This window comes from Qipengyuania pacifica, from assembly GCF_019857205.1.
GTDB classification, from domain to species: domain Bacteria; phylum Pseudomonadota; class Alphaproteobacteria; order Sphingomonadales; family Sphingomonadaceae; genus Qipengyuania; species Qipengyuania pacifica.
Genome location: NZ_JAHWXO010000014.1, coordinates 12,956 through 31,473, shown reverse-complemented (window position 1 = coordinate 31,473; position 18,518 = coordinate 12,956). Strand labels below are relative to the sequence as shown.

General features: G+C 59.1%; 16 protein-coding genes. 11 read left to right on the top strand and 5 right to left on the bottom strand.

Going from position 1 to position 18,518, the window contains the following annotated elements:
• Window positions 1-35: 35 nt before the first annotated feature.
• Together KYK83_RS15800 and KYK83_RS15795 are read left to right on the top strand one after the other, a co-directional pair.
• Window positions 36-1,388, top strand: coding sequence for an MBL fold metallo-hydrolase (locus KYK83_RS15800; protein WP_222828946.1), 1,353 nt, complete (start codon window positions 36-38; stop codon window positions 1,386-1,388).
• Between the two features lie 168 nt (window positions 1,389-1,556).
• Window positions 1,557-1,718 carry a hypothetical protein gene (locus KYK83_RS15795; protein WP_222828945.1) on the top strand — a complete coding sequence of 54 codons (162 nt, stop codon included), beginning with the start codon at window positions 1,557-1,559 and terminating at the stop codon, window positions 1,716-1,718.
• A gap of 359 nt (window positions 1,719-2,077) precedes the next feature.
• Here KYK83_RS15795 and KYK83_RS15790 read toward each other — a convergent pair whose 3' ends face one another.
• From KYK83_RS15790 to KYK83_RS15775, 4 genes are all read right to left on the bottom strand, one after another.
• Window positions 2,078-2,479 (bottom strand): hypothetical protein, encoded by a 402-nt coding sequence (locus KYK83_RS15790; protein ID WP_149864703.1) that lies wholly within the window; start codon window positions 2,477-2,479, stop codon window positions 2,078-2,080.
• 556 nt (window positions 2,480-3,035) lie between these two features.
• Window positions 3,036-3,698: a peroxiredoxin gene (locus KYK83_RS15785; RefSeq protein ID WP_054523308.1), complete on the bottom strand. Its 663-nt coding sequence runs from the start codon at window positions 3,696-3,698 to the stop codon at window positions 3,036-3,038.
• A gap of 135 nt (window positions 3,699-3,833) precedes the next feature.
• The gene (locus tag KYK83_RS15780; protein ID WP_008603842.1) at window positions 3,834-6,419 is read right to left on the bottom strand and encodes a vitamin K epoxide reductase family protein; all 2,586 of its coding nucleotides are present in this window, start codon (window positions 6,417-6,419) and stop codon (window positions 3,834-3,836) included.
• Window positions 6,420-6,517: 98 nt separating this feature from the next.
• Window positions 6,518-6,961, bottom strand: a complete 444-nt coding sequence (locus KYK83_RS15775; RefSeq protein WP_038283550.1) for a CBS domain-containing protein — start codon at window positions 6,959-6,961, stop codon at window positions 6,518-6,520.
• 455 nt (window positions 6,962-7,416) lie between these two features.
• Between KYK83_RS15775 and KYK83_RS15770 the strand changes: the two genes are divergently transcribed.
• From KYK83_RS15770 to KYK83_RS15760, 3 genes are all read left to right on the top strand, one after another.
• Entirely contained in the window at window positions 7,417-8,049 is a 633-nt protein-coding gene (locus KYK83_RS15770; protein ID WP_038283547.1) for a methyltransferase family protein, read from the top strand.
• A gap of 277 nt (window positions 8,050-8,326) precedes the next feature.
• Window positions 8,327-9,796: a multicopper oxidase family protein gene (locus KYK83_RS15765; protein WP_008603839.1), complete on the top strand. Its 1,470-nt coding sequence runs from the start codon at window positions 8,327-8,329 to the stop codon at window positions 9,794-9,796.
• A gap of 12 nt (window positions 9,797-9,808) precedes the next feature.
• The gene (locus KYK83_RS15760; protein ID WP_054523307.1) at window positions 9,809-10,255 is read left to right on the top strand and encodes a DUF411 domain-containing protein; all 447 of its coding nucleotides are present in this window, start codon (window positions 9,809-9,811) and stop codon (window positions 10,253-10,255) included.
• A 14-nt stretch (window positions 10,256-10,269) separates the two neighbouring features.
• Here KYK83_RS15760 and KYK83_RS15755 read toward each other — a convergent pair whose 3' ends face one another.
• Window positions 10,270-10,728, bottom strand: a complete 459-nt coding sequence (locus tag KYK83_RS15755; RefSeq protein ID WP_008603837.1) for a Cu(I)-responsive transcriptional regulator — start codon at window positions 10,726-10,728, stop codon at window positions 10,270-10,272.
• 139 nt (window positions 10,729-10,867) lie between these two features.
• Here KYK83_RS15755 and KYK83_RS15750 point away from each other — a divergent pair, with 139 nt between their 5' ends.
• The 6 genes from KYK83_RS15750 (at window position 10,868) to KYK83_RS15725 (ending at window position 18,437) form a co-directional block, all read left to right on the top strand.
• Entirely contained in the window at window positions 10,868-11,134 is a 267-nt protein-coding gene (locus KYK83_RS15750; RefSeq protein ID WP_008603835.1) for a hypothetical protein, read from the top strand.
• Window positions 11,135-11,217: 83 nt separating this feature from the next.
• Window positions 11,218-11,502, top strand: coding sequence for a hypothetical protein (locus KYK83_RS15745; RefSeq protein ID WP_054523306.1), 285 nt, complete (start codon window positions 11,218-11,220; stop codon window positions 11,500-11,502).
• Between the two features lie 653 nt (window positions 11,503-12,155).
• Window positions 12,156-13,391, top strand: coding sequence for a TolC family protein (locus KYK83_RS15740; protein ID WP_222828944.1), 1,236 nt, complete (start codon window positions 12,156-12,158; stop codon window positions 13,389-13,391).
• Between the two features lie 8 nt (window positions 13,392-13,399).
• A complete protein-coding gene (locus KYK83_RS15735; protein WP_054524469.1) occupies window positions 13,400-14,896 on the top strand; it encodes an efflux RND transporter periplasmic adaptor subunit in 1,497 nt (498 codons plus the stop codon).
• Window positions 14,893-18,060, top strand: coding sequence for an efflux RND transporter permease subunit (locus tag KYK83_RS15730; protein ID WP_008603831.1), 3,168 nt, complete (start codon window positions 14,893-14,895; stop codon window positions 18,058-18,060). Before KYK83_RS15735 ends, KYK83_RS15730 begins: the two co-directional genes overlap by 4 nt.
• Entirely contained in the window at window positions 18,039-18,437 is a 399-nt protein-coding gene (locus KYK83_RS15725; protein ID WP_231679377.1) for a copper-binding protein, read from the top strand. Before KYK83_RS15730 ends, KYK83_RS15725 begins: the two co-directional genes overlap by 22 nt.
• Window positions 18,438-18,518: the final 81 nt, after the last annotated feature.

The window sequence follows — 18,518 nt, the reverse complement described above, 5'->3', positions numbered from 1 at the left end:
GGACTTGCGGAAACATTCCAACAACGAGGTAAGATATGCTGCTTGAGAAGATAAAGACCCCCGGCCTTTCGCACCTTTCCTATCTGATCGGTTCGCAGGGCAAGGCAGCGGTCATCGATCCGCGCCGCGACTGCGAGATATATCTCGAGCGAGCCCGCGCCGAAGGGCTGGAGATCACGCATATCTTCGAAACGCACAGGAATGAGGATCTCATCACGGGATCGCCGGTACTGGCCAAAATGACCGGCGCCCGGGTTCTGCACGGTCCAAACCCTGCGGATGAGGTTGTGTTCGCCGACACCGCGCGAGAGGGCGATGTTTTCGAGATCGGTAAGATCAGGGTCGAAGTGCTCGAAACCCCCGGTCACACCGACGATCATCTCGCCTTCGTCCTTCACGACGACGATTATCCCGAAGGACCGGTCGGCGTGTTCACCGGCGATGCGCTCTTCGTGGGCGACGTCGGCCGAACCGATTTCTATCCCGAGCGCGCGCGGGAGGTCGCGGGCCTCCTGTACGATTCATTGCAAAAGATTTGCGCTCTGGGTGACCAGACGATCATCTACCCGGCGCACGGTGCCGGATCGGTTTGCGGGTCCGGAATGGCAGACCGGGAATTCTCGACAATCGGCCATGAGCGGCGCAACAACCCGCGGCTGCGCATTGCTGACCGCGACGAGTTCATCAAGGCGAAAGTAGCAGAGCATCATTACCAGCCACCCTACTTTCGGCTAATGGAGCGGCTCAATCTCGAAGGGGCCAATGCCGCGCCGCGAGTCATGCGGCCAAGGCTTCTGGGGCTGGATGACCTTGGCGAGAGCGGCGCCGATCACCTGGTCGATGTACGCGAGCCGCTCGCCTATGCCGCCGGTCATATGCAGGGTGCCGTGTGCCTTCCAGTGGGAATGATACCCGCCTTTGCCGGGTGGTTCATCAGCGAAGGCGACACGATAGCCCTAATCGCTTCCGAAGAAGACGAGCTCGCTCAAGCTATGGCGCATTTGGTGCGCATTGGTCTCGATAATATTGTCGGCGGTTATGTCGGCGTGATCCCAGCCGCCGCACAGGGCAAAGCGATGCAAAGTATTGCCATGATCGACACCGAGGAAGTCGCACGCAGGCTCGCTGAGGACAGCGAAGATTGGACCTTGCTCGACGTGCGCGCCCTTGACGAACGGCAGCAAGGCAGCATCGATGGATCCGAACATGTCTATGTCGGCGAGCTCAACACCCGCTGGAAAGAGCTCGATCGCGACCGTCATTACACCTTGATGTGCGCCAGCGGCATGAGGGCGAGCGTAGCAGCGGGCTGGCTCGCAAGCCAAGGCTTCAAACACCTCGACGTCTATCTGGGCTCCATGGGCGCATGGGCAAACGCGCAGGGCTAAAAAGCCGGAAAACCTCGAAAATGGCCAACCCGCGATCCCTTCAGGGCCGTCCGCGAAAGCTGTTTGGCCTACCGGAAGACACGCTGGTCTATCCTGCGCTTGATTGTGCTGGGGGGCGCGTCTCGACGATCATACAGGCAGGCAAACGCAACCCCCGCTTGAATGGCGATGTCTCACCTTTTCGAATTCCAGCAGATCAGGGCCGTGCTGGACGTGCCCTACCTTGAAAAAATCGACGTGGCCGTGCCTACCAATCTGAAATGCGGAAATTGCTCTGAAGAGGCTGTCGAGCGACTGCACGAGCTCGGCGGGAAATCACCGCAGGGATAGGTTGGATTGCCTTGGCCGCCGCGGAGCCATGTGCGGGCTATTGCGCGCTATCCGCATTCCCAATCATTTGATCGAACCGGGGAGGCTATCATCAGAACCACATCGGGATGATAATCGAATTGGAGTCCTTCGGGATTGGGGGGCTTTTTTGAACCTGTCGCAATTAAGACCGCTTTTTTTTCGCTCGATTCCGAAGATGCTTCCCCTCGAACATTGCCAAGGCGCATTTGTCTGTAGGACGTTGCGCGCAGAAGATCGTCTGAACCCTCATTGTCCGGTCGCGCTTTATAGGCCCCCGCAAAGTTTCGCTATCGCAGTAAAAGGAGCCAGTCCGAGTGTCGTTCTCTCAGAACCTCGGATTACATAAATGCTTTCATGAGAGTTGGCTCGAAATAGCCCCAGGCGGCCGCGATGAAGCTCATCACGGTTGCAACCAGGAGCAAAATTATCTGACGGTTCTTGAGCCATTTAACTGCGGCCTGGGAGTGGCAATGACTCTTATGCCGATACTTGCGCAGAACAATGAGCCAACTAGCCGCCACCGCAATCACCGAAAATGCGGTCATTGGCCAATGGAGCGAACCCAGAGGTGCCAAAACACTGCTCAGGCTCGCACTCAGCCCGGCGGCAACCAGCACCATCGGTAGAATGCAGCAAGAGCAAGCTGCCAAAACAGCAGCCGAACTGCTTATGATGCTAACAACGGTCGTCTTGCCGTCGTGCAAAGGTAGTGGTTCGACAGCATGAGTCGGTTCGGCCATCAAGCGACTAGCAACCACGAACGGCCCTTACCCATATGAAGTCTTCAAATAGGTCTGCCATAGTACTCTTTCGAACAGAGGCTTCACACGCGAGGGTTCATTGTATTTCGCGGATGTGGCATAGGCCTCCACCAAATGAAGGTCGAGGTCAATTGCGTCAAACTTTCTGACAGCTCCTCAACCCCGTCACGCAGCTGAGGTGTCCAAGCTCGGCGGACGCCGCAGTCCTTTGACCAACATAGCCGCGCTCAACAGCTATTGTACCTGAAAGGCGGAACCCCGCGCCAGGGTTGGGTGAAGCGCGGGGTTCCTGAACGGCCCCGGGACACCTGCGATCCGCAGGGTTCAGGGGGAGGTGGGGCCGCCATTCGATTAACGAGGAGAAAACCGATCGGGACCGGATTTGGTTTTACCGTACACCTAATCGCTTACGCTTCTTGCCAATCTATATATCGAACAGATAGATCCACTCGCAGGTGTGGCGACGCGCTCAAATCCTAGCATGAGCATGCTATATTCACGCCGACATGCAATTGCTGGCAACCTGCTCGCGCAATTAGTCGATCGGTTCTTGGATCACACGCAAATACGGTTTCTTTTCGTCCCAGCCATCGGGATATTTGGCTTTCGCATCTTCGTCCGACAAGGAAGGCGGAATGATCACATCATCACCCTTCTGCCAATTAACCGGTGTCGCTACACCCTTGCGTTCGGTGAGTTGCACCGAATCCAGCAGCCGGAGCACTTCATCGAAATTCCGCCCGCTGCTCATCGGATAAAGCAGCATGGCGCGAATTTTCTTGTCTGGCCCGATGATATAGACAGCGCGGACGGTGGCGTTATCGGCTGCGGTTCGCCTCTCCGCATTACCCGCTTCGTCGGCCGGCAGCATATTATAAAGCTTGGCGACCTGAAGGTCGCTGTCGCCGACCACGGGATAGTCGACCTTATTTCCACTCACCTCCTCGATATCGGGAAGCCAATCGCGATTATCCTGGCTGCTGTCGACCGAAAGGCCAATAATCTTGGTGTCGCGTTTGGCAAATTCCTCGCCAAGCCCGGCCATATAACCAAGCTCGGTCGTGCAAACCGGTGTAAATGCCTTGGGATGGGAAAAGAGGATTGCCCAGCTGTCACCCATCCAATCATGGAAATGAATGCTGCCTTGTGTGGTCTGGGCTGTGAAATTGGGGGCTGTCGAGCCAATTGAAAGGGTCATGTAAATACTCCTACTTATCTTGTGGGAACTCAGGGCACATTTCTAGCGATGCTCTGAGAAGAATGCGGGTCCGACCTCGTCTTCATCCTGTTCCTAAAGGAAGAGCGCCAGATCCGCTTTGCTCGGGTCAACCGGTCATACGACAAACCGATCCCAGCCAGCATAATGCTCACCGCTACGCTTGCCTTGAGGCAGGCTCAGTCCGATCAAAAGCAGACCGACCGCAACCGACGCCACCGTTCCGGCAGACGACGCTCCCGCTAGGAGGAATGGCGCTGCGACAAGCCAAGCTCCGAATGCAGCGTTTATGAAGCGCAGGGTGCGCGCGACTTCCGCAGTCGCGATGATTGCCACCGTAATCACCAAAGCACCCACCACGTGATCGCTGTTGGCCATCGCCCCCTCGCTGCCAAGCGTTATCCTTGTCAGCATCAACCAGGCTCCCAGAGCCGTGCTGGCCATCAGGGTCCACGGGAAGGTCACGCCGCGCACCGTGTTGTTCCAGATCGAGCGCGCATCGGTCATATAGTCGGTATCGTCGATTTCGCCGTGTGCCACCGCGCCGCCCTTGAAGAAGGTTCGGACGAGCGGTTTTCCTTCCTTTTTCGACCAGTAGAGATACTGCCCCATGGCGATGACTTCATCGAGAGAGAACGGGATCATGATAAGCATCGCAAGGGCAGCAATCAGCGCCGGCGTACTCCACGTTCCGATCACGATCGGCTGAATGATCACGAAATAGATACTGACCACACCCAGCGGAATGACCAGAATGCCGAAGAAGGTGACCATCCACGGCATGGTGCGCCAGCGTGCGCGGGTTCCCATGACCGCCATCAGGATTTCAAGCACATAGCTGACCGCTCCAAGCCCGGCATCCGGGATCGGCCAGGCCTTGGATACATCTGAAGTGATGATTTCCTCGGTCCCGTTTTTGGGATCTGCGAGCGATCCGGAGAAAAACGGCTCCCACGCCATATCGATATGGCCAAGCTGGTAGGAGGTGAGCATGCGCGATATCAAAAGGCCGATAATGCCCATCGCAACAATCGGGAATCGCTGGGCATCGGTCGAGGGACTGTAGGTCCACCCGGGCGGGATGGACTTCTTGTCCATCATCCCTTCCATGCTCATTCCGGGCATCATCGGCACCAGCACGGAAAATGCGATTGCCAATGTACCGACAAGCATATTGGTCAGATATTGGGCCGCGCTCGGACTCCAGAAGAACAAGGGCGCGAAAAGCAGCCAGATACCGATAAAGGCTGTCGCCCACTGCCCTAGCCATGCGGTACGCTTCGAAAGCGACATCGCGCCGAAAATCATCAATGCGATCCCGCTCAGCATATCGCTCAGAGCAAGAGCGTTGGCCCGCCATTCGATCGACGGCAAACCCCGCTCGAGAGTGACCGCTACGACCGACGCACGGGCAGTATCGGCGGATACGACGTCATAAACACCCGGACTTGCAGCAAGCCAGAGGCCGAGTCCGATGACAGCAAACTGCGTCCAGCGGGTACCGCGCTGGGGTCCGTCCATATGCTGCATATCGCCGTCCATATTGTTCATGTCGCCGTCCATCTGGTGCCCATCATGCGCGATATCGGTGTCTTGCGATTGAGGTCGCGCCGGTTCGGTCTTCTCTGCGTCCGAACGCTTTGGATGCCAGGCCACGCGGGACGTGTTCAGCTTGTTCGTTTCGTACCAGTCCTGCGGGTCGGCTTTCAACGCGTCGATGATGATCGGAAGTGTGTCGCGGAGCGAGTGCTCTGGCTCCCACCCCAGCAGGTTCCGGGCACGTGAAATATCAAGAATGTAATGGGCGTTGGCGTCATCGACCATCCACTGCTTGACGAAGCCTTCATGGCCAAGGACTTCTTCCTCGACCCACGTGCCCAGTTTCGCCACGCTCTTTGGAATGCGCACTGTCGTCCATTCCTTGCCGTGGATCTGGCAATGGACGATGTCCTGTATCTCGGCATAGCCCAGCGTTTCGGGCTCGCCGACAAGTATCGGCAAATCGTCCTCGAGGTCAGCGCGACGCGCGATAGTCTGCTCGACCGCCTTGATCAGATCTTCAAGATGCAGTGCCGATTGTGCAGCGCACAACATCCCCGGATACAGATGCGCCGACACGCGGTGCTCATAGACGCCGGCAATCTGTTCGGCGAGAAAGGCGGAATGCCCCTTGTCGTCGTAGACCCCGGCAAACCGCAGGAACACAACCGGAATGTCGCCACGGTTCTCGCGCAGTACCTGTTCCGCATCGGCCTTCGATTGAGGGTAAGGCCAGGTCGGTCCAAGCGGACTGGATTCGTCGATACGTACGCCCGGCAGCGGTTTGGGCTCGTGAACAAGCATGGAGCTTGCATAGATGAACTGTTCGATGTCGAAGGCCTGCAGCTCCGTGATCAGTCGGCGTGAACCCTCGACGTTGACCGTCTCGTAGAGAGGATTGGGCTCGCCGGTGATATCGAAATAGGCGGCCAGGTGGATGCAGGCGGCAAGCTGGTCTCCGAAATCGTCCCTGACCTTTTCGAGGGCAGCAGACACGGACGCGTCATCGGCGAGATCTATCGAATAAGAAGCGGCGAGATCGGGATTATCCTCGACGGGAGACCGGTCGAGACCAATCACGCGATATGTCCTGCCGAGGCGCTGCGTCAGCGCGCGCCCAATATATCCGTTCGCGCCTGTAATCAGAACGATACGCTTGTCCATGGGAGTGCCCTCGATTTGGTAGCCGGAAGATGTTCGACTTCGGTACGATGAAGACGGCAGCCGCTCCCTTCAAGGAGCGGCTGCTGCATGTCGCCGCCCTAACAACAGCCGGAGGATTTCCCATCTGCGCGTGACTGGGAAACTTCCTGCACGAGCTCGGCCGTCTTCGCATCGCTTCCGGTACGGGCGACATCGGCTTGCGAAACCATGCCGCAGCATTTCCCGTCATCGTCGATAACCGGGACACGGCGAACCTGGTTTTTCTCCATGGATGCCAGACAGTCTTCCAGAGAGGTGTCGGGAGTAACGCTGACAACCGACCGGGTCATCACGTCTCCGACGCGTGTCTCCGCCGACATTCCCTCAGCGATGGCCCGGCAACACACGTCGCGATCCGTGATCACGCCGACAAGACCACCCTCATCGTCGACGACCGGGATTTGCCCGCAATCATTTTCGACCATAAGTGTGGCAGCGTCCTGAAGACTTTGGTCTTCCTTGCAGCATGCCGGATCGCTAGTCATAATTTCGCTGGTTTTCATCTGTCTCTCCAAAAGTTTGGCGTTCCGTTCGATGGGAAGCCATCTCCGCCAAATCAAATGGAGGACGTGACCGCCGCATCGAATCGTCGGGTCCAGCAAACCTAATGTTTGACATCATGGGAAGGTCAAGGCCGGCTCGCAAGATTCCAGACTTTCAACAATTTGGTGCCGGGTCCGTTCCTTGGCCCAAGGCTGTAACGACCAAGGATGGGTTTGTCTCAATCGAGACCTTTATTCGTGCTTGATGCAAATACCTCTTGACCCTCCAACGATGGTAAGCGGCACCTTGGTGCCGGGCCCCGGAGAGTGGACCGTCGCAGGCTGTTCGGTGTGGAGCTGCGGAATGAGCCGCAGCATATCCCCGGTCTGTGGCGATGCCAGAACTGCGTGGCAGCGGGCTGCATTACGCAAGACAGGAAACCCTGTCGGCATAGGCAAGCGAAGGGGAAAAACCGATGGCTTGGGGTTTAGCGGCGATCATGATCGTCATCGTATCGTGGATTTTCTACCGGTACTTCGCCCCGCGTGGATGGCGCGAATGGACCGGCGCCGGCCTTGTGCAGGCTTTCATCATCGCCCTCTATGCTGAAATGTTCGGCTTCCCTTTGACCGTATACCTTCTCATACGATCATTCGGGATCGATCGGGAGTATGTCAGCGCCAACCTGTGGTCGACACTCGTGGGTCTAGGCGAAACCGGGATGTTTGTCTCGATGCTGATAGGCTACTCGCTAGCGATCATCGGCGTGGGAATGTTCATTCACGGATGGCGCGCGGTCTATAAGGCGCGTCACGATGAACGGCTTGTCACCGATGGACTATATCGTTTCGTACGGCACCCGCAGTATACCGGGTTGTTTCTTGCTCTGTTCGGAGAAGGCGTCATTCACTGGCCGACAATCTTTTCGGCCGTTCTGTTCCCGGTGATCGTGCTCGCCTACTATCTTCTCGCCCGCAAGGAAGAACGCGACATGATCCGTAAATTTGGCGACGAGTATCGCGCTTATATGCGCAAGGTTCCAATGCTGCTGCCACGCCCCGGTCGTTGGAAAGAGCTGGCCAAGAGATCGCAGCAGCCAAGAAGCTAACGGCGACGATGACCATGCGCCAAATCTGAACCCGCATATCAAGAGAAGCGGCGCTGGACTCCGGCGAACGGTAGGCGCGAAGTTCGGGGTTGAGGACAATTGTCCTGCACCTGCCTGCGCGTCCTTCATACAGAGAAGTTTCGGGGTCTTCCGTGCCTTTAACGGTCTATGTCCAATAGGCGGCCTTGACCTTCCCATGATGGGAAGGACTACATTGTCGGTCGAACCTTAATCTGGCGATGCGGAGATGCTTTCTATGCAATCAAAAGAATCACGATTGACGCGCCGCGCGGTCCTCGCCGGTTCCGGTGCTCTGGCCATTGGCGGCGGATTGGCCGCCGTTCTGGGAGCCGGAGGTAGAACGCCGGTGGGTGCCAGCACAACCGCCGGCCGCCGCGTCCTCAAAACCGGAACGACCAGCGCGCCACTCGTCGGCGAAGCCTCTCAAATACCGGTGTGGGGTTACAATGGCTCGGTACCGGGTCCTGCTCTCAGGCTTGGGCAGGGAGAGGCCTTCGAGGTCCTGCTGGAAAACGCTCTCGAGGAAAAAACAACCATCCATTGGCACGGCGTTCGTGTTCCCAACGCGATGGATGGCGTTCCCCACCTCACCCAGCCCCCCGTGGAGCCCGGCGAAAGGTTCAGATATGCCTTTACGCCGGAGGATGCGGGCACTTTCTGGTACCATCCCCATCAGCGCAGCTTCGAGCAGGTCGGTCGCGGCCTCTACGGACCGCTCATTATCGAAGAGGCAGATCCGCCGCAGGTCGATCGCGACCTCGTCTGGATGCTCGACGACTGGAGGCTCAATGACCAGGGGCAAATAAGTGGAGGGTTCGGCAGTCGGCACGACGCGATGATGGCAGGCCGGATCGGCAACACGATCACTATCAACGGAAAGCCGGCGGCACCACTGATTGCGAGGCCGAATGAGCGGATCAGGCTGCGGCTCGTGAACGCTGCCAATGCCCGCATCTTCGGGCTCGATTTCGGTGAACTCGATCCAATGGTCGTCGCGCTCGACGGCCAGCCCGTCGAGCCTCACCGTCTAAGCGCGCCCCTGCTTCTCGGGCCGGCAATGCGGGCGGATCTGATCGTCGATTTCGATTATCCCGCCGGGACCCGGCATTCACTGCGCGATGTCTTCTATGATGGACTGGAATACGAACTCACCACATTCGAGTGTCAGGGCAAAGAGGTCAGGGAAAGGCGTCTGTCCGACCCAGCGCCGCTGCCGCCCAACCCTCTCGCCGAACCCGAACTGGCAACGGCCGAGCGTCACCGGATCATATTCGGGGGCGGGATGATGGGCATGATGGGGCGAACAGCCAGCGGCTCTGACGCGAGGAACGAACAACGAACCGGCTCCGGCATGATGATGGGGCGGATGGGAGGTTCGGGAATGATGTCCGGAGGAATGATGGGCTGGACCGTCAACGGCGTTTCGGCGAGCGGCCATGTTCACGATCCGATTATATCTGCCGTGCGAGGAACCACGCTTCTCCTCGACATGACCAATGAGACTGCGTGGTGGCACCCGATCCATCTGCATGGCCACAGTTTCCGCGTCTTGTCGCGCAATGGACAGCCGACACGATATCAAGAGTGGCAGGACACCGTCCTCATGGCGCCCGAAGAACGCGTCGAGATCGCGTTCGTAGCGGACAACCCGGGCGACTGGATGTTTCATTGCCATATTCTCGAACACCAGGCCGCAGGGATGATGGCCACCATTCGAGTTAACTGAAAGGAAAAACTGATGCGTTTGTTACCCAAGGTTTTGATGTCGTTTTCGGCCCTCGCGCTGCTGCCCTCGGCAGCGGCGGCACAGGAAGCAAGACCGTTTGCCACGATCTTCAAGAACCCTCAGTGCGGTTGCTGTGAGAGCTACGGCGACTATCTCGAAGCCAGCGGATATGAGGTGAAGATGGTCGCGACCCACGACCTCGCCCTAATCAAGGAACGCCAGGGTGTGCCCGCCGGGCTCGAGGGATGCCACACGATGCTCATCGGCGGCTACTTCGTCGATGGACATGTGCCGACCGACAGCGTTGACCGCCTGCTGGAGGAACGCCCGCGGATTTCAGGCATCACGCTTCCCGGCATGCCTGCAGGTTCGCCGGGCATGGGCGGTGCCAAGACAGGCACGTGGACGATTACGGGCGTAAGAACGGATCGTACCACGAGCGTCTTTGCGCGATACTGAGCACCGTCCGAAGCCTAGCAAACGCGCTCGAAGCCAAACTTGTGACCAACGTCCTTGGCACGAGCCGGATTGGCATCGTCCGCGAGGTCCTTGAGGATGGGACAGTCGGGACGTTCGTCATTCGTGCAATTCTCGAAAAGATGTTCGAGCGCGTCTATCATCGAATGGATTTCGGCAGCCTTCGATCGCAGGGCCGAAAGATGGCCATCCGCTACTCGGCGCACGTCCTTGCTCGCTCGGGCACTATCTTTCCATAAATCGAGCAGTTCGGAAATATCGTCGACCGAAAAGCCCAGATTGCGGGCGCGCCGCACAAACCGGAGCGTATGAATATCTGCCGGAGTGTAGAGGCGGTACCCGGCATCGGTCCGGTCCGCCGCCTCGATCAAACCGATCTTTTCATAATGTCGGATCATCTTGGCAGAAACCCCGCTCGCTGCAGCCGCCTCGCCAATCGTGTGTGAATGTTTCATGCGGGCGCTTTAACCTTCCAATGATGGGAATGCAAGGTGGCTGGCTGAAAGCCGAGAAAATCTCCACAAAATGCCTTGACCTTCCAATGATGGGAAGCCCTATCTTCTTCGTATTGGTTGATTCGATGAAGGAAAAGAAATGAACATCCCGTCGTCCCGCGCCCTGGTGCCGGTCTCTGCGACCGCCAGTACCTCGAATAAGAAGTCGGGCGTATCTTGTTCGGGTGTTTCGAGCCAGCGGCGCAAATGGCTGCTCGCAGCCAGCGCTGTTTTGGCACTCGCTGCGCTTGCGCTCGGATCCATGTGGCTCGGCTTCGCAGCAATTCTTCCGTTTCTTTATGTACTGCCCTGCCTGGCCATGCTTGCAATGTGCATGCGCAAGAACGGGACATCTACCGGGACGTGATTTCGATACGATTCGCATGTGTGCTCGCACGATGACCTGAAGATTTGTGCAGCGCGCTATTTGATAAATGAAAGGAAAACCCCATGAACAACTTCAAAATTACCGCGCTTGGTGCTCTTGCAACGATTGGCCTCGCATCAGCGGCCATAGCGCAGCCGAAGGTCGATCATCAGCCCGACAGAGCGCAAGGCGCGCAGCAACAGGAGCGCGGCGAGATGCAGGGCGATATGTCCGGAATGGAGATGTCGGGCATGATGGCCATGATGAACGATCCCGAAATGCGCGCCGAAATGATGGAGATGATGCGTAACTGCAACGAAATGATGAAGAAAAAGCAGGAACAGATGTCGCAGGGCGAAGAAGGTTAAAACCGGGCGCCAATCTTTGTCGAATGCTTCACCCCCCACCTGCCCCGCACTAGCCTGCGGGGCAGGACCCTTTTGCTCATAAGAGCCAGCAAACTTCATGATAACACCTAGCCCGACAACAACGATTTTCCCTTGGCTGAGGCGGTTTGACTCGCGCCTGACTGCCAAGTCGCGCCCTCTTGGTGCCGGGTGATCGGAATGCTGCGCGCATTCGGCCTCATTCTGATTGGATTTGGACTTTTCGTCCAATCGGCAGCTCATGCGTCGACGCTTCCGCAGGAGCCGATAATGGTCGAGCGCCAGTGCGATGAACTGCTCACGTCTGGGGTTCCAAACGAAGGTGAAAAACCGCCTTGTGATAAGGTAGGCGCTGGTTGCCTTGTTTCGCTCGGCTGTATCGCGCCGATGGCGATTGGCAACGATGCGTCGGAAGTACGCACGCTGTCAGCCGCGCGCTTGCGATTCACCGGTTTCGGCAGCTCTACACCGGGTGAGACTGGAGCAGGACCGGAACCGCCACCTCCGCAAGCTGAGGCCTGAAATCGATGCAGGGGGATCTCTGCAAATTATGGCTGGACATTCTGCTGGCACCAAAGTCGCTGGCTGATTGTCCCGAACGCGTACTGGTCGCGCACTCTAGCGGAATGAGAATCATGAAACGACTACGTTGGACCGCACTTCCGGTTCTGCTGGCCTTGGCGCCCGCAAGTTACGCCCAGTCGATTGGGTATGAAGAAACCTTGAGAGCCGCCGTGGCCGACCAGCCCCAGGTTAGAGCGCGAGAACTACAAGTCGATGCCCGCCGCCAGGTCGCGGATGCTGCCGACGAACTGCCGGATCCCAGGCTGCGTGCGGGTATCCAGAATCTGCCAATCAGCGGCCCGGCCGCGTTTCAGCTGGATCGACAGCTTCCCACGCAGATCCAGGTCGGCGTCGAGCAGGATATTCCCAATCTTGCGAAACGACACGCCCGAGCCGGGATGGCCACAGCCGATATCGACTTCGCCACCGCGCAGCTCGCTCATGCGCGCCATATGGCGCGTCTTGGTGCGGGAAGGGCCTGGATTTCGCTCGCTTACTCACAACAGGCCCTCAACGTTGCCGATGACGCCCTTGCACAGATCGAAAGGCTGGTGCCCCTGGCGCGAAGCGCCGTTGCGGCGGGATCGGCGAGGCCAGGTGAAAGCCTCGAAATTCGCCGGGCCGTGCTGGAGGTCGAGGATATGCGGACGCTCATCGACGCTGAGCGCGAGGCGGCGCAGGCCATGCTTGCGCGATACATTGCCTTGCAAGACGCAACGGCGACTGGAAGCATTCCGGCGCCCGATGTCGATGTTGAACAACTTCGGGCGACCCTGGAATATAATCCTGAGATCATTCTCGCTGTCGCGCAGGTGCGCCAGGCCGAGGCGAGGATCGATCTCGCCCGGTCGGAGAAGCGGCCCGATTTCGGCATCAATGTCAGCTATGGCCGGCGCGATCCGATGTTCGGCGATGTCGTCTCGGTCATGGGCTCGATCACGCTCCCCATTTTTGCGGGCAGGCGGCAGAATCCGAGGATTGCCGCCGCTGAAACCGAAGCGAGCGCAGCGCAAGCAATCCAGCTTGATCGCTTGCGCGAACTGCAAGCGCAATTCGAGGCCGACCTTGCCGCCTGGCGCAGCGCATACCGGCAGTGGCAGCGAGCCACGGAGGAGTTGCTACCCCTCGCCCAAAGCCGTGCTGATCTGGAAAGGGCCAGCTTCGCGGCAAACCGCGCCGAACTGCTCGACGTCATCGAAGCGATCAAGGCGCTGGCGCTCTTACAAATCGAGATCCTTGAGCGTGAGGAGGCGACAGTTGAAGCCGCTACGACCTTGCGACTGACCTATACGGAGTTCCAGCCATGAGAGCCAAAATGGGAGCCGCGTGGGACAAACTGTCGCCGCGCCAGAAATCCTGGACGATGGCGGCAACGGTCGCCCTGATCAGCGTCACCGCAGGATACGGGTTATCGCAGCTGGGTGAGAGCGGAAGTCAGGCAAATGGCAACGGGGGATCATCCAGCGCCGAATGTGAGGACGTGCTTTACTGGTACGATCCGATGGTGCCGGGACAGCGTTTCGACGAGCCTGGAAAATCGCCGTTCATGGATATGGAACTTGTTCCCAAATGCGCTGGCGAGGAGGCCACCTCCGGGGTTCAGATCGACGCGGGGCTTGTCCAGAACTTCGGCATCCGCACCGCCGAGGCCGAATACGGCGTACTTGAGCCGGACGTGTCCGTTACCGGTGTTCTCGCTTACAACGGGCGGGACGTTGCAATTGTCCAGCCAAGGGCTGGCGGCTTTGTACAACGAACCTATGGGCGTGCTCCAGACGATGTGGTGAGCCGAGGCGCGCCGCTGGCCGATATTCTCGTACCCGAATGGGGAGGAGCGCAGCAGGAATATCTGGCCGTCCTGAACAGCGGCGATGAACAGCTTGCACAGGCCATGCGCGAGCGGATGCGGCTGCTCGGCATGTCGAATGGGCAAATTTCATCGGTGGGCCGGACCGGCCGCGCGCAGGCGACGATCACGGTCACCGCGCCGACCGGCGGGGCCATCACCATGCTCGGCGTGCGACCCGGCATGACCGTGATGGCAGGCCAGACCCTGGCGGAAATAACCGGATTCTCGCCGATCTGGCTCGAGGCATCGGTGCCCGAAACACAAGCAGCGAATATCCGGGTCGGCCAACCTGTCAGTGCAACCCTGACCGCGTTTCCCGATGAGAGATTTTCCGGACCGATCATCGCGATCTTGCCGAGCGTACAGGATGCCAGCCGGACAATCACCGTCCGCGCACAATTGCCCAATCCTTCCGGACGGCTCAAGCCGGGCATGTTCGCGCAGGTCTCGCTGACCCCCGACACCCGGCGCGCTCTGCTGGTTCCTTCCGAAGCGGTGATCCGGACCGGGCGCCGCACCATCGTCATGATCAAGCAGGACGAGGGCGGCTTCATGCCTGCCGAAGTCCGGATCGGCCGTGAGGCGGGAGGCAGGACCGAAGTGCTGGCCGGCCTTTCGCAAGGCGAAGAGGTCGTGACCTCGGGCCAGTTCCTGCTCGATTCCGAGGCAAGCCTGGCAGGGCTCGATGTTCGTGCGATCGATGAGGCAGGCCCGGACCGGGACGGTGAAGACCAACCAGCGACATTCAGCGCAATCGGGACGATCGAGAAGATTGCCGATGGCTCCGTCACGCTGCGGCACGGACCTGTCCCGCGGCTAGACTGGCCCGCCATGACGATGAGTTTCCGCACGAAGAATGCAGCGCAGATCAGCGGGTTCGAGGAAGGCGATAGAGTGCGCTTTACCTTCACCCAGCAGGACGCCGGCCCCCGTATCGAGACCATCAGGAGTGCCGGGCAATGATCGCGCGCATTATCGATGCCTCGATCGCCAATCGGCTTTTCATCGTCCTCGCCGCCATAGCTGTGACCCTTGGCGGGTTCTGGGCCGTCCGCACAACTCCGGTCGATGCTTTGCCCGATCTGTCCGATGTCCAGGTTGTCGTCCGATCCAACTATCCGGGCCAGGCGCCCCGGATTGTCGAGGACCAGGTGACCTACCCGATGGCCACGACCATGCTGTCGGTGCCGGGAGCGAAGACCGTACGCGGCTACTCGATGTTCGGCGACAGCTACGTCTATATCATTTTCGAGGACGGTACCGACCTTTACTGGGCACGGTCGCGGGTGCTCGAATATCTCAATCAGGTGCAGAACCGCCTGCCCGAGGGTGTTACGAGCACGCTCGGTCCGGATGCGACGGGCGTGGGGTGGATTTACGAATATGCGCTTGTCGACCGCACCGGCGGACATGATCTGGCGGGGCTGCGAAGCCTGCAGGACTGGTTCCTGCGATACGAGCTCAAGACCATTCCAGGCATCGCCGAAGTGGCGAGTGTCGGCGGCATGGTCAAACAATACCAGGTCGTGCTCGAACCTTACCGGATGGCATCGTTCGGCGTCACGCATGCCGAGATCGTAAACGCCATCCAGTCGTCCAACCAGGAGGCCGGCGGTTCGATCGTCGAGATGGGTGAGGCCGAATACATGGTACGCGCGTCGGGCTATCTGACGACGCTGGACGATTTCCGCGAGATTCCCCTCAGGACTGCAACTGGCGGGGTTCCGGTTACCCTTGGCGATGTCGCCACAATCCAGGTCGGGCCGGAGCTGCGCCGCGGCATTGCCGAGCTCAACGGCGAAGGAGAGGTCGCCGGCGGCATCATCGTTCTCAGACAGGGCGCGGACGCTCGCAGCGCAATCCAGGCGGTCGAGGAAAAGCTGGACGAATTGCAGGCGAGCCTTCCCGAGGGCGTCGAGATCGTCACCACCTACGACCGATCGCAGCTTATCGACGCCTCGGTGGAGAATTTGACGACCAAGCTGATCGAGGAGTTCATCGTCGTCGCGCTCGTATGCGCCCTTTTCCTGTGGCACGCGCGCTCAGCGCTGGTCGCGATCATAACCCTTCCCCTGGGCGTGCTGGCGGCGTTCATCGTGATGCGTTTCCAGGGGGTGAATGCCAATATCATGTCGCTGGGCGGGATCGCTATCGCGGTCGGCGCCATGGTCGATGCAGCCGTTGTGATGATCGAAAATGCGCACAAGCATCTCGAGCGATGGGAGCATGAAAATCCCGAGACGGTGCTTTCGGTCAACGAACGCTGGCGCATCATTGCCGATGCTTCGAAAGAGGTCGGACCCGCGCTGTTTTTCAGCCTTCTGATCATAACCTTGTCGTTCCTGCCCGTGTTTACCCTGCAAGCCCAGGAAGGCCGGTTGTTTGCACCGCTTGCCTTCACCAAGACCTATGCCATGGCGGCCGCTGCGCTGCTGTCGGTTACGCTGGTTCCGGTGATGATGGGCTGGCTGATCAGGGGTAAGATACCGTCAGAAGACTCCAATTTCCTCAATCGCTGGCTGACCAGGATTTACCGACCGGGGCTTAATTGGGTGATGCGCTGGCCCAAAGCCACGCTCGCGGTTGCAGGCGCAATCTTCCTCACCACGCTGATCCCCTTCTCGCAGCTCGGCGGAGAGTTTCTCCCGCCGCTCGACGAGGGCGATCTGCTCTACATGCCGAGCGCCCTTCCCGGTCTATCGCCAGGCGAGGCCTCGGCGCTGCTGCAGCGGACCGACCGCCTCATCAAATCGGTACCGGAAGTCGAAACAGTCTTCGGCAAGGCCGGCCGTGCAGATACGGCTACCGACCCGGCTCCGCTCACCATGTTCGAGACCACGATCCGGTTCCGGCCGCGGGAGGAATGGCGCGAAGGCATGACGACCGATGCGCTGATCGAAGAACTCGACCGGGTCGTTCAAGTGCCCGGTCTCGCCAATGTCTGGGTACCCCCTATCCGTAATCGCATCGATATGCTTGCGACCGGAATCAAGAGCCCGATCGGCGTTAAGGTCTCGGGCGAGGATCTTGCCGAGATCGAACGGGTGGCGCTCGAGGTCGAGGGTGTGGCAAAGACGATCCCCGGCGTCAGTTCGGCTCTGGCCGAGAGGCTTTCCGGCGGGCGCTATGTCGATGTCGACATCGATCGCGCCGCAGCGGCGAGGTACGGCCTTAACATCTCCGATGTCCAGCAGATCGTCTCGGGCGCTATAGGCGGGGCCAATGTCGCGCGGACTGTCGAAGGCCTGGCGCGCTATCCGATCAATGTGCGCTACCCCCGTGAAATTCGTGACAGCGTGGACGAATTGCGAACCTTGCCTCTGCTGACTCCGTCGGGACAACAGATTACGCTCGGCACGGTCGCACGGATCGGCGTCAGCGATGGCCCTCCCATGCTCAAGAGCGAGCAGGGACGATTGACCAGCTACATCTATGTGGATGTGCGCGACCGCGATCTTACATCGGTGGTTGCCGACCTCCAGGAAGCGGTTGCCGCGGGCGTCAATCTTCCGGCAGGCGTCAGCCTGTCCTACGCGGGTCAGTTCGAGTACCTTACCCGCGCCTACGAACGGCTGCAGATCGTCGTACCCGCCACGCTCGTCATCATTTTCCTGCTGCTCTATCTGATCTTCAGAAGGTGGGACGAGGCAATGCTTATCATGGGTACGCTGCCATTCGCCCTGTCAGGCGGCTACTGGCTCCTCTATCTGATGGGCTACAACCAGTCGGTCGCAACTGCCGTCGGATTCATTGCCCTGGCCGGTGTATCGGCCGAGTTCGGCGTGATCATGCTGATCTATCTCAAGGCAGCCCTCGAGAAACGAAGTGGTGATTTGAGTGCCGAGGAAGTGGATCAGGCGATCCGCGAAGGGGCGCTCTTGCGTGTCCGGCCCAAGGCGATGACCGTAGCGGTGATCCTTGCGGGTCTGTTCCCGATCTTGATCGGAACCGGAGCTGGCTCGGAGGTGATGAGCCGGATCGCGGCACCGATGATTGGCGGTATGATTACCGCGCCGCTCCTGTCCATGTTCGTACTTCCCGCCGCATATTTGCTGTTGCGGCGGCCCCGTCCGGAAAAACCGGTCAATCCCCAAGGAGAAGAAGAATGCGTACCACAACCTATATGATCTTGCTCGCAGCTCCGCTGGCATTGGCAGCTTGCGACAATGCCGCCGAAACAACCGAACAGCCTGGAACGATGATGTCCGACGACATGGCGGATGCCGATGCCATGCCGATGTCGGACGACATGCCGATGATGGATTCCGCCGCAGCTGGACAAGCCGGAAGCGGCGAAGGATCGGTTACGGAAATTAACGAGGCCGAGGGCAAGATCACGATCGATCACGGTCCGATCGCTGCGGTTGGCTGGCCGGCGATGACAATGGCCTTCTCCGCAGATGAGGACAGCATGGACAAGGTCGCGGTCGGCGATCGCGTCACCTTCGAATTTCAAACCACGGAAGGCGGCGGCGGCGAACTGACCGCGATTGCCAAGCAGTAAGGATCAGACAGCGCCGTGCCGAGATGGGCGCGGCGCTGGCTTCCGAGCTTTCTGAAATCCGACCTGACCATTGATACTGGA

What these genes read in the sequence shown, in the direction of transcription:
- KYK83_RS15730 (WP_008603831.1), top strand. Translation starts at nt 14,893, where the DNA reads ATGATCGCGCGCATTATCGATGCCTCGATCGCCAATCGGCTTTTCATC.
- KYK83_RS15745 (WP_054523306.1), top strand. Translation starts at nt 11,218, where the DNA reads ATGAACAACTTCAAAATTACCGCGCTTGGTGCTCTTGCAACGATTGGC.
- KYK83_RS15760 (WP_054523307.1), top strand. Translation starts at nt 9,809, where the DNA reads ATGCGTTTGTTACCCAAGGTTTTGATGTCGTTTTCGGCCCTCGCGCTG.
- KYK83_RS15775 (WP_038283550.1), bottom strand. Translation starts at nt 6,961, where the DNA reads ATGAAAACCAGCGAAATTATGACTAGCGATCCGGCATGCTGCAAGGAA.
- KYK83_RS15750 (WP_008603835.1), top strand. Translation starts at nt 10,868, where the DNA reads ATGAACATCCCGTCGTCCCGCGCCCTGGTGCCGGTCTCTGCGACCGCC.
- KYK83_RS15785 (WP_054523308.1), bottom strand. Translation starts at nt 3,698, where the DNA reads ATGACCCTTTCAATTGGCTCGACAGCCCCCAATTTCACAGCCCAGACC.
- KYK83_RS15735 (WP_054524469.1), top strand. Translation starts at nt 13,400, where the DNA reads ATGGGAGCCGCGTGGGACAAACTGTCGCCGCGCCAGAAATCCTGGACG.
- KYK83_RS15725 (WP_231679377.1), top strand. Translation starts at nt 18,039, where the DNA reads ATGCGTACCACAACCTATATGATCTTGCTCGCAGCTCCGCTGGCATTG.
- KYK83_RS15770 (WP_038283547.1), top strand. Translation starts at nt 7,417, where the DNA reads ATGGCTTGGGGTTTAGCGGCGATCATGATCGTCATCGTATCGTGGATT.
- KYK83_RS15780 (WP_008603842.1), bottom strand. Translation starts at nt 6,419, where the DNA reads ATGGACAAGCGTATCGTTCTGATTACAGGCGCGAACGGATATATTGGG.
- KYK83_RS15795 (WP_222828945.1), top strand. Translation starts at nt 1,557, where the DNA reads ATGTCTCACCTTTTCGAATTCCAGCAGATCAGGGCCGTGCTGGACGTG.
- KYK83_RS15790 (WP_149864703.1), bottom strand. Translation starts at nt 2,479, where the DNA reads ATGGCCGAACCGACTCATGCTGTCGAACCACTACCTTTGCACGACGGC.
- KYK83_RS15740 (WP_222828944.1), top strand. Translation starts at nt 12,156, where the DNA reads ATGAAACGACTACGTTGGACCGCACTTCCGGTTCTGCTGGCCTTGGCG.
- KYK83_RS15755 (WP_008603837.1), bottom strand. Translation starts at nt 10,728, where the DNA reads ATGAAACATTCACACACGATTGGCGAGGCGGCTGCAGCGAGCGGGGTT.
- KYK83_RS15800 (WP_222828946.1), top strand. Translation starts at nt 36, where the DNA reads ATGCTGCTTGAGAAGATAAAGACCCCCGGCCTTTCGCACCTTTCCTAT.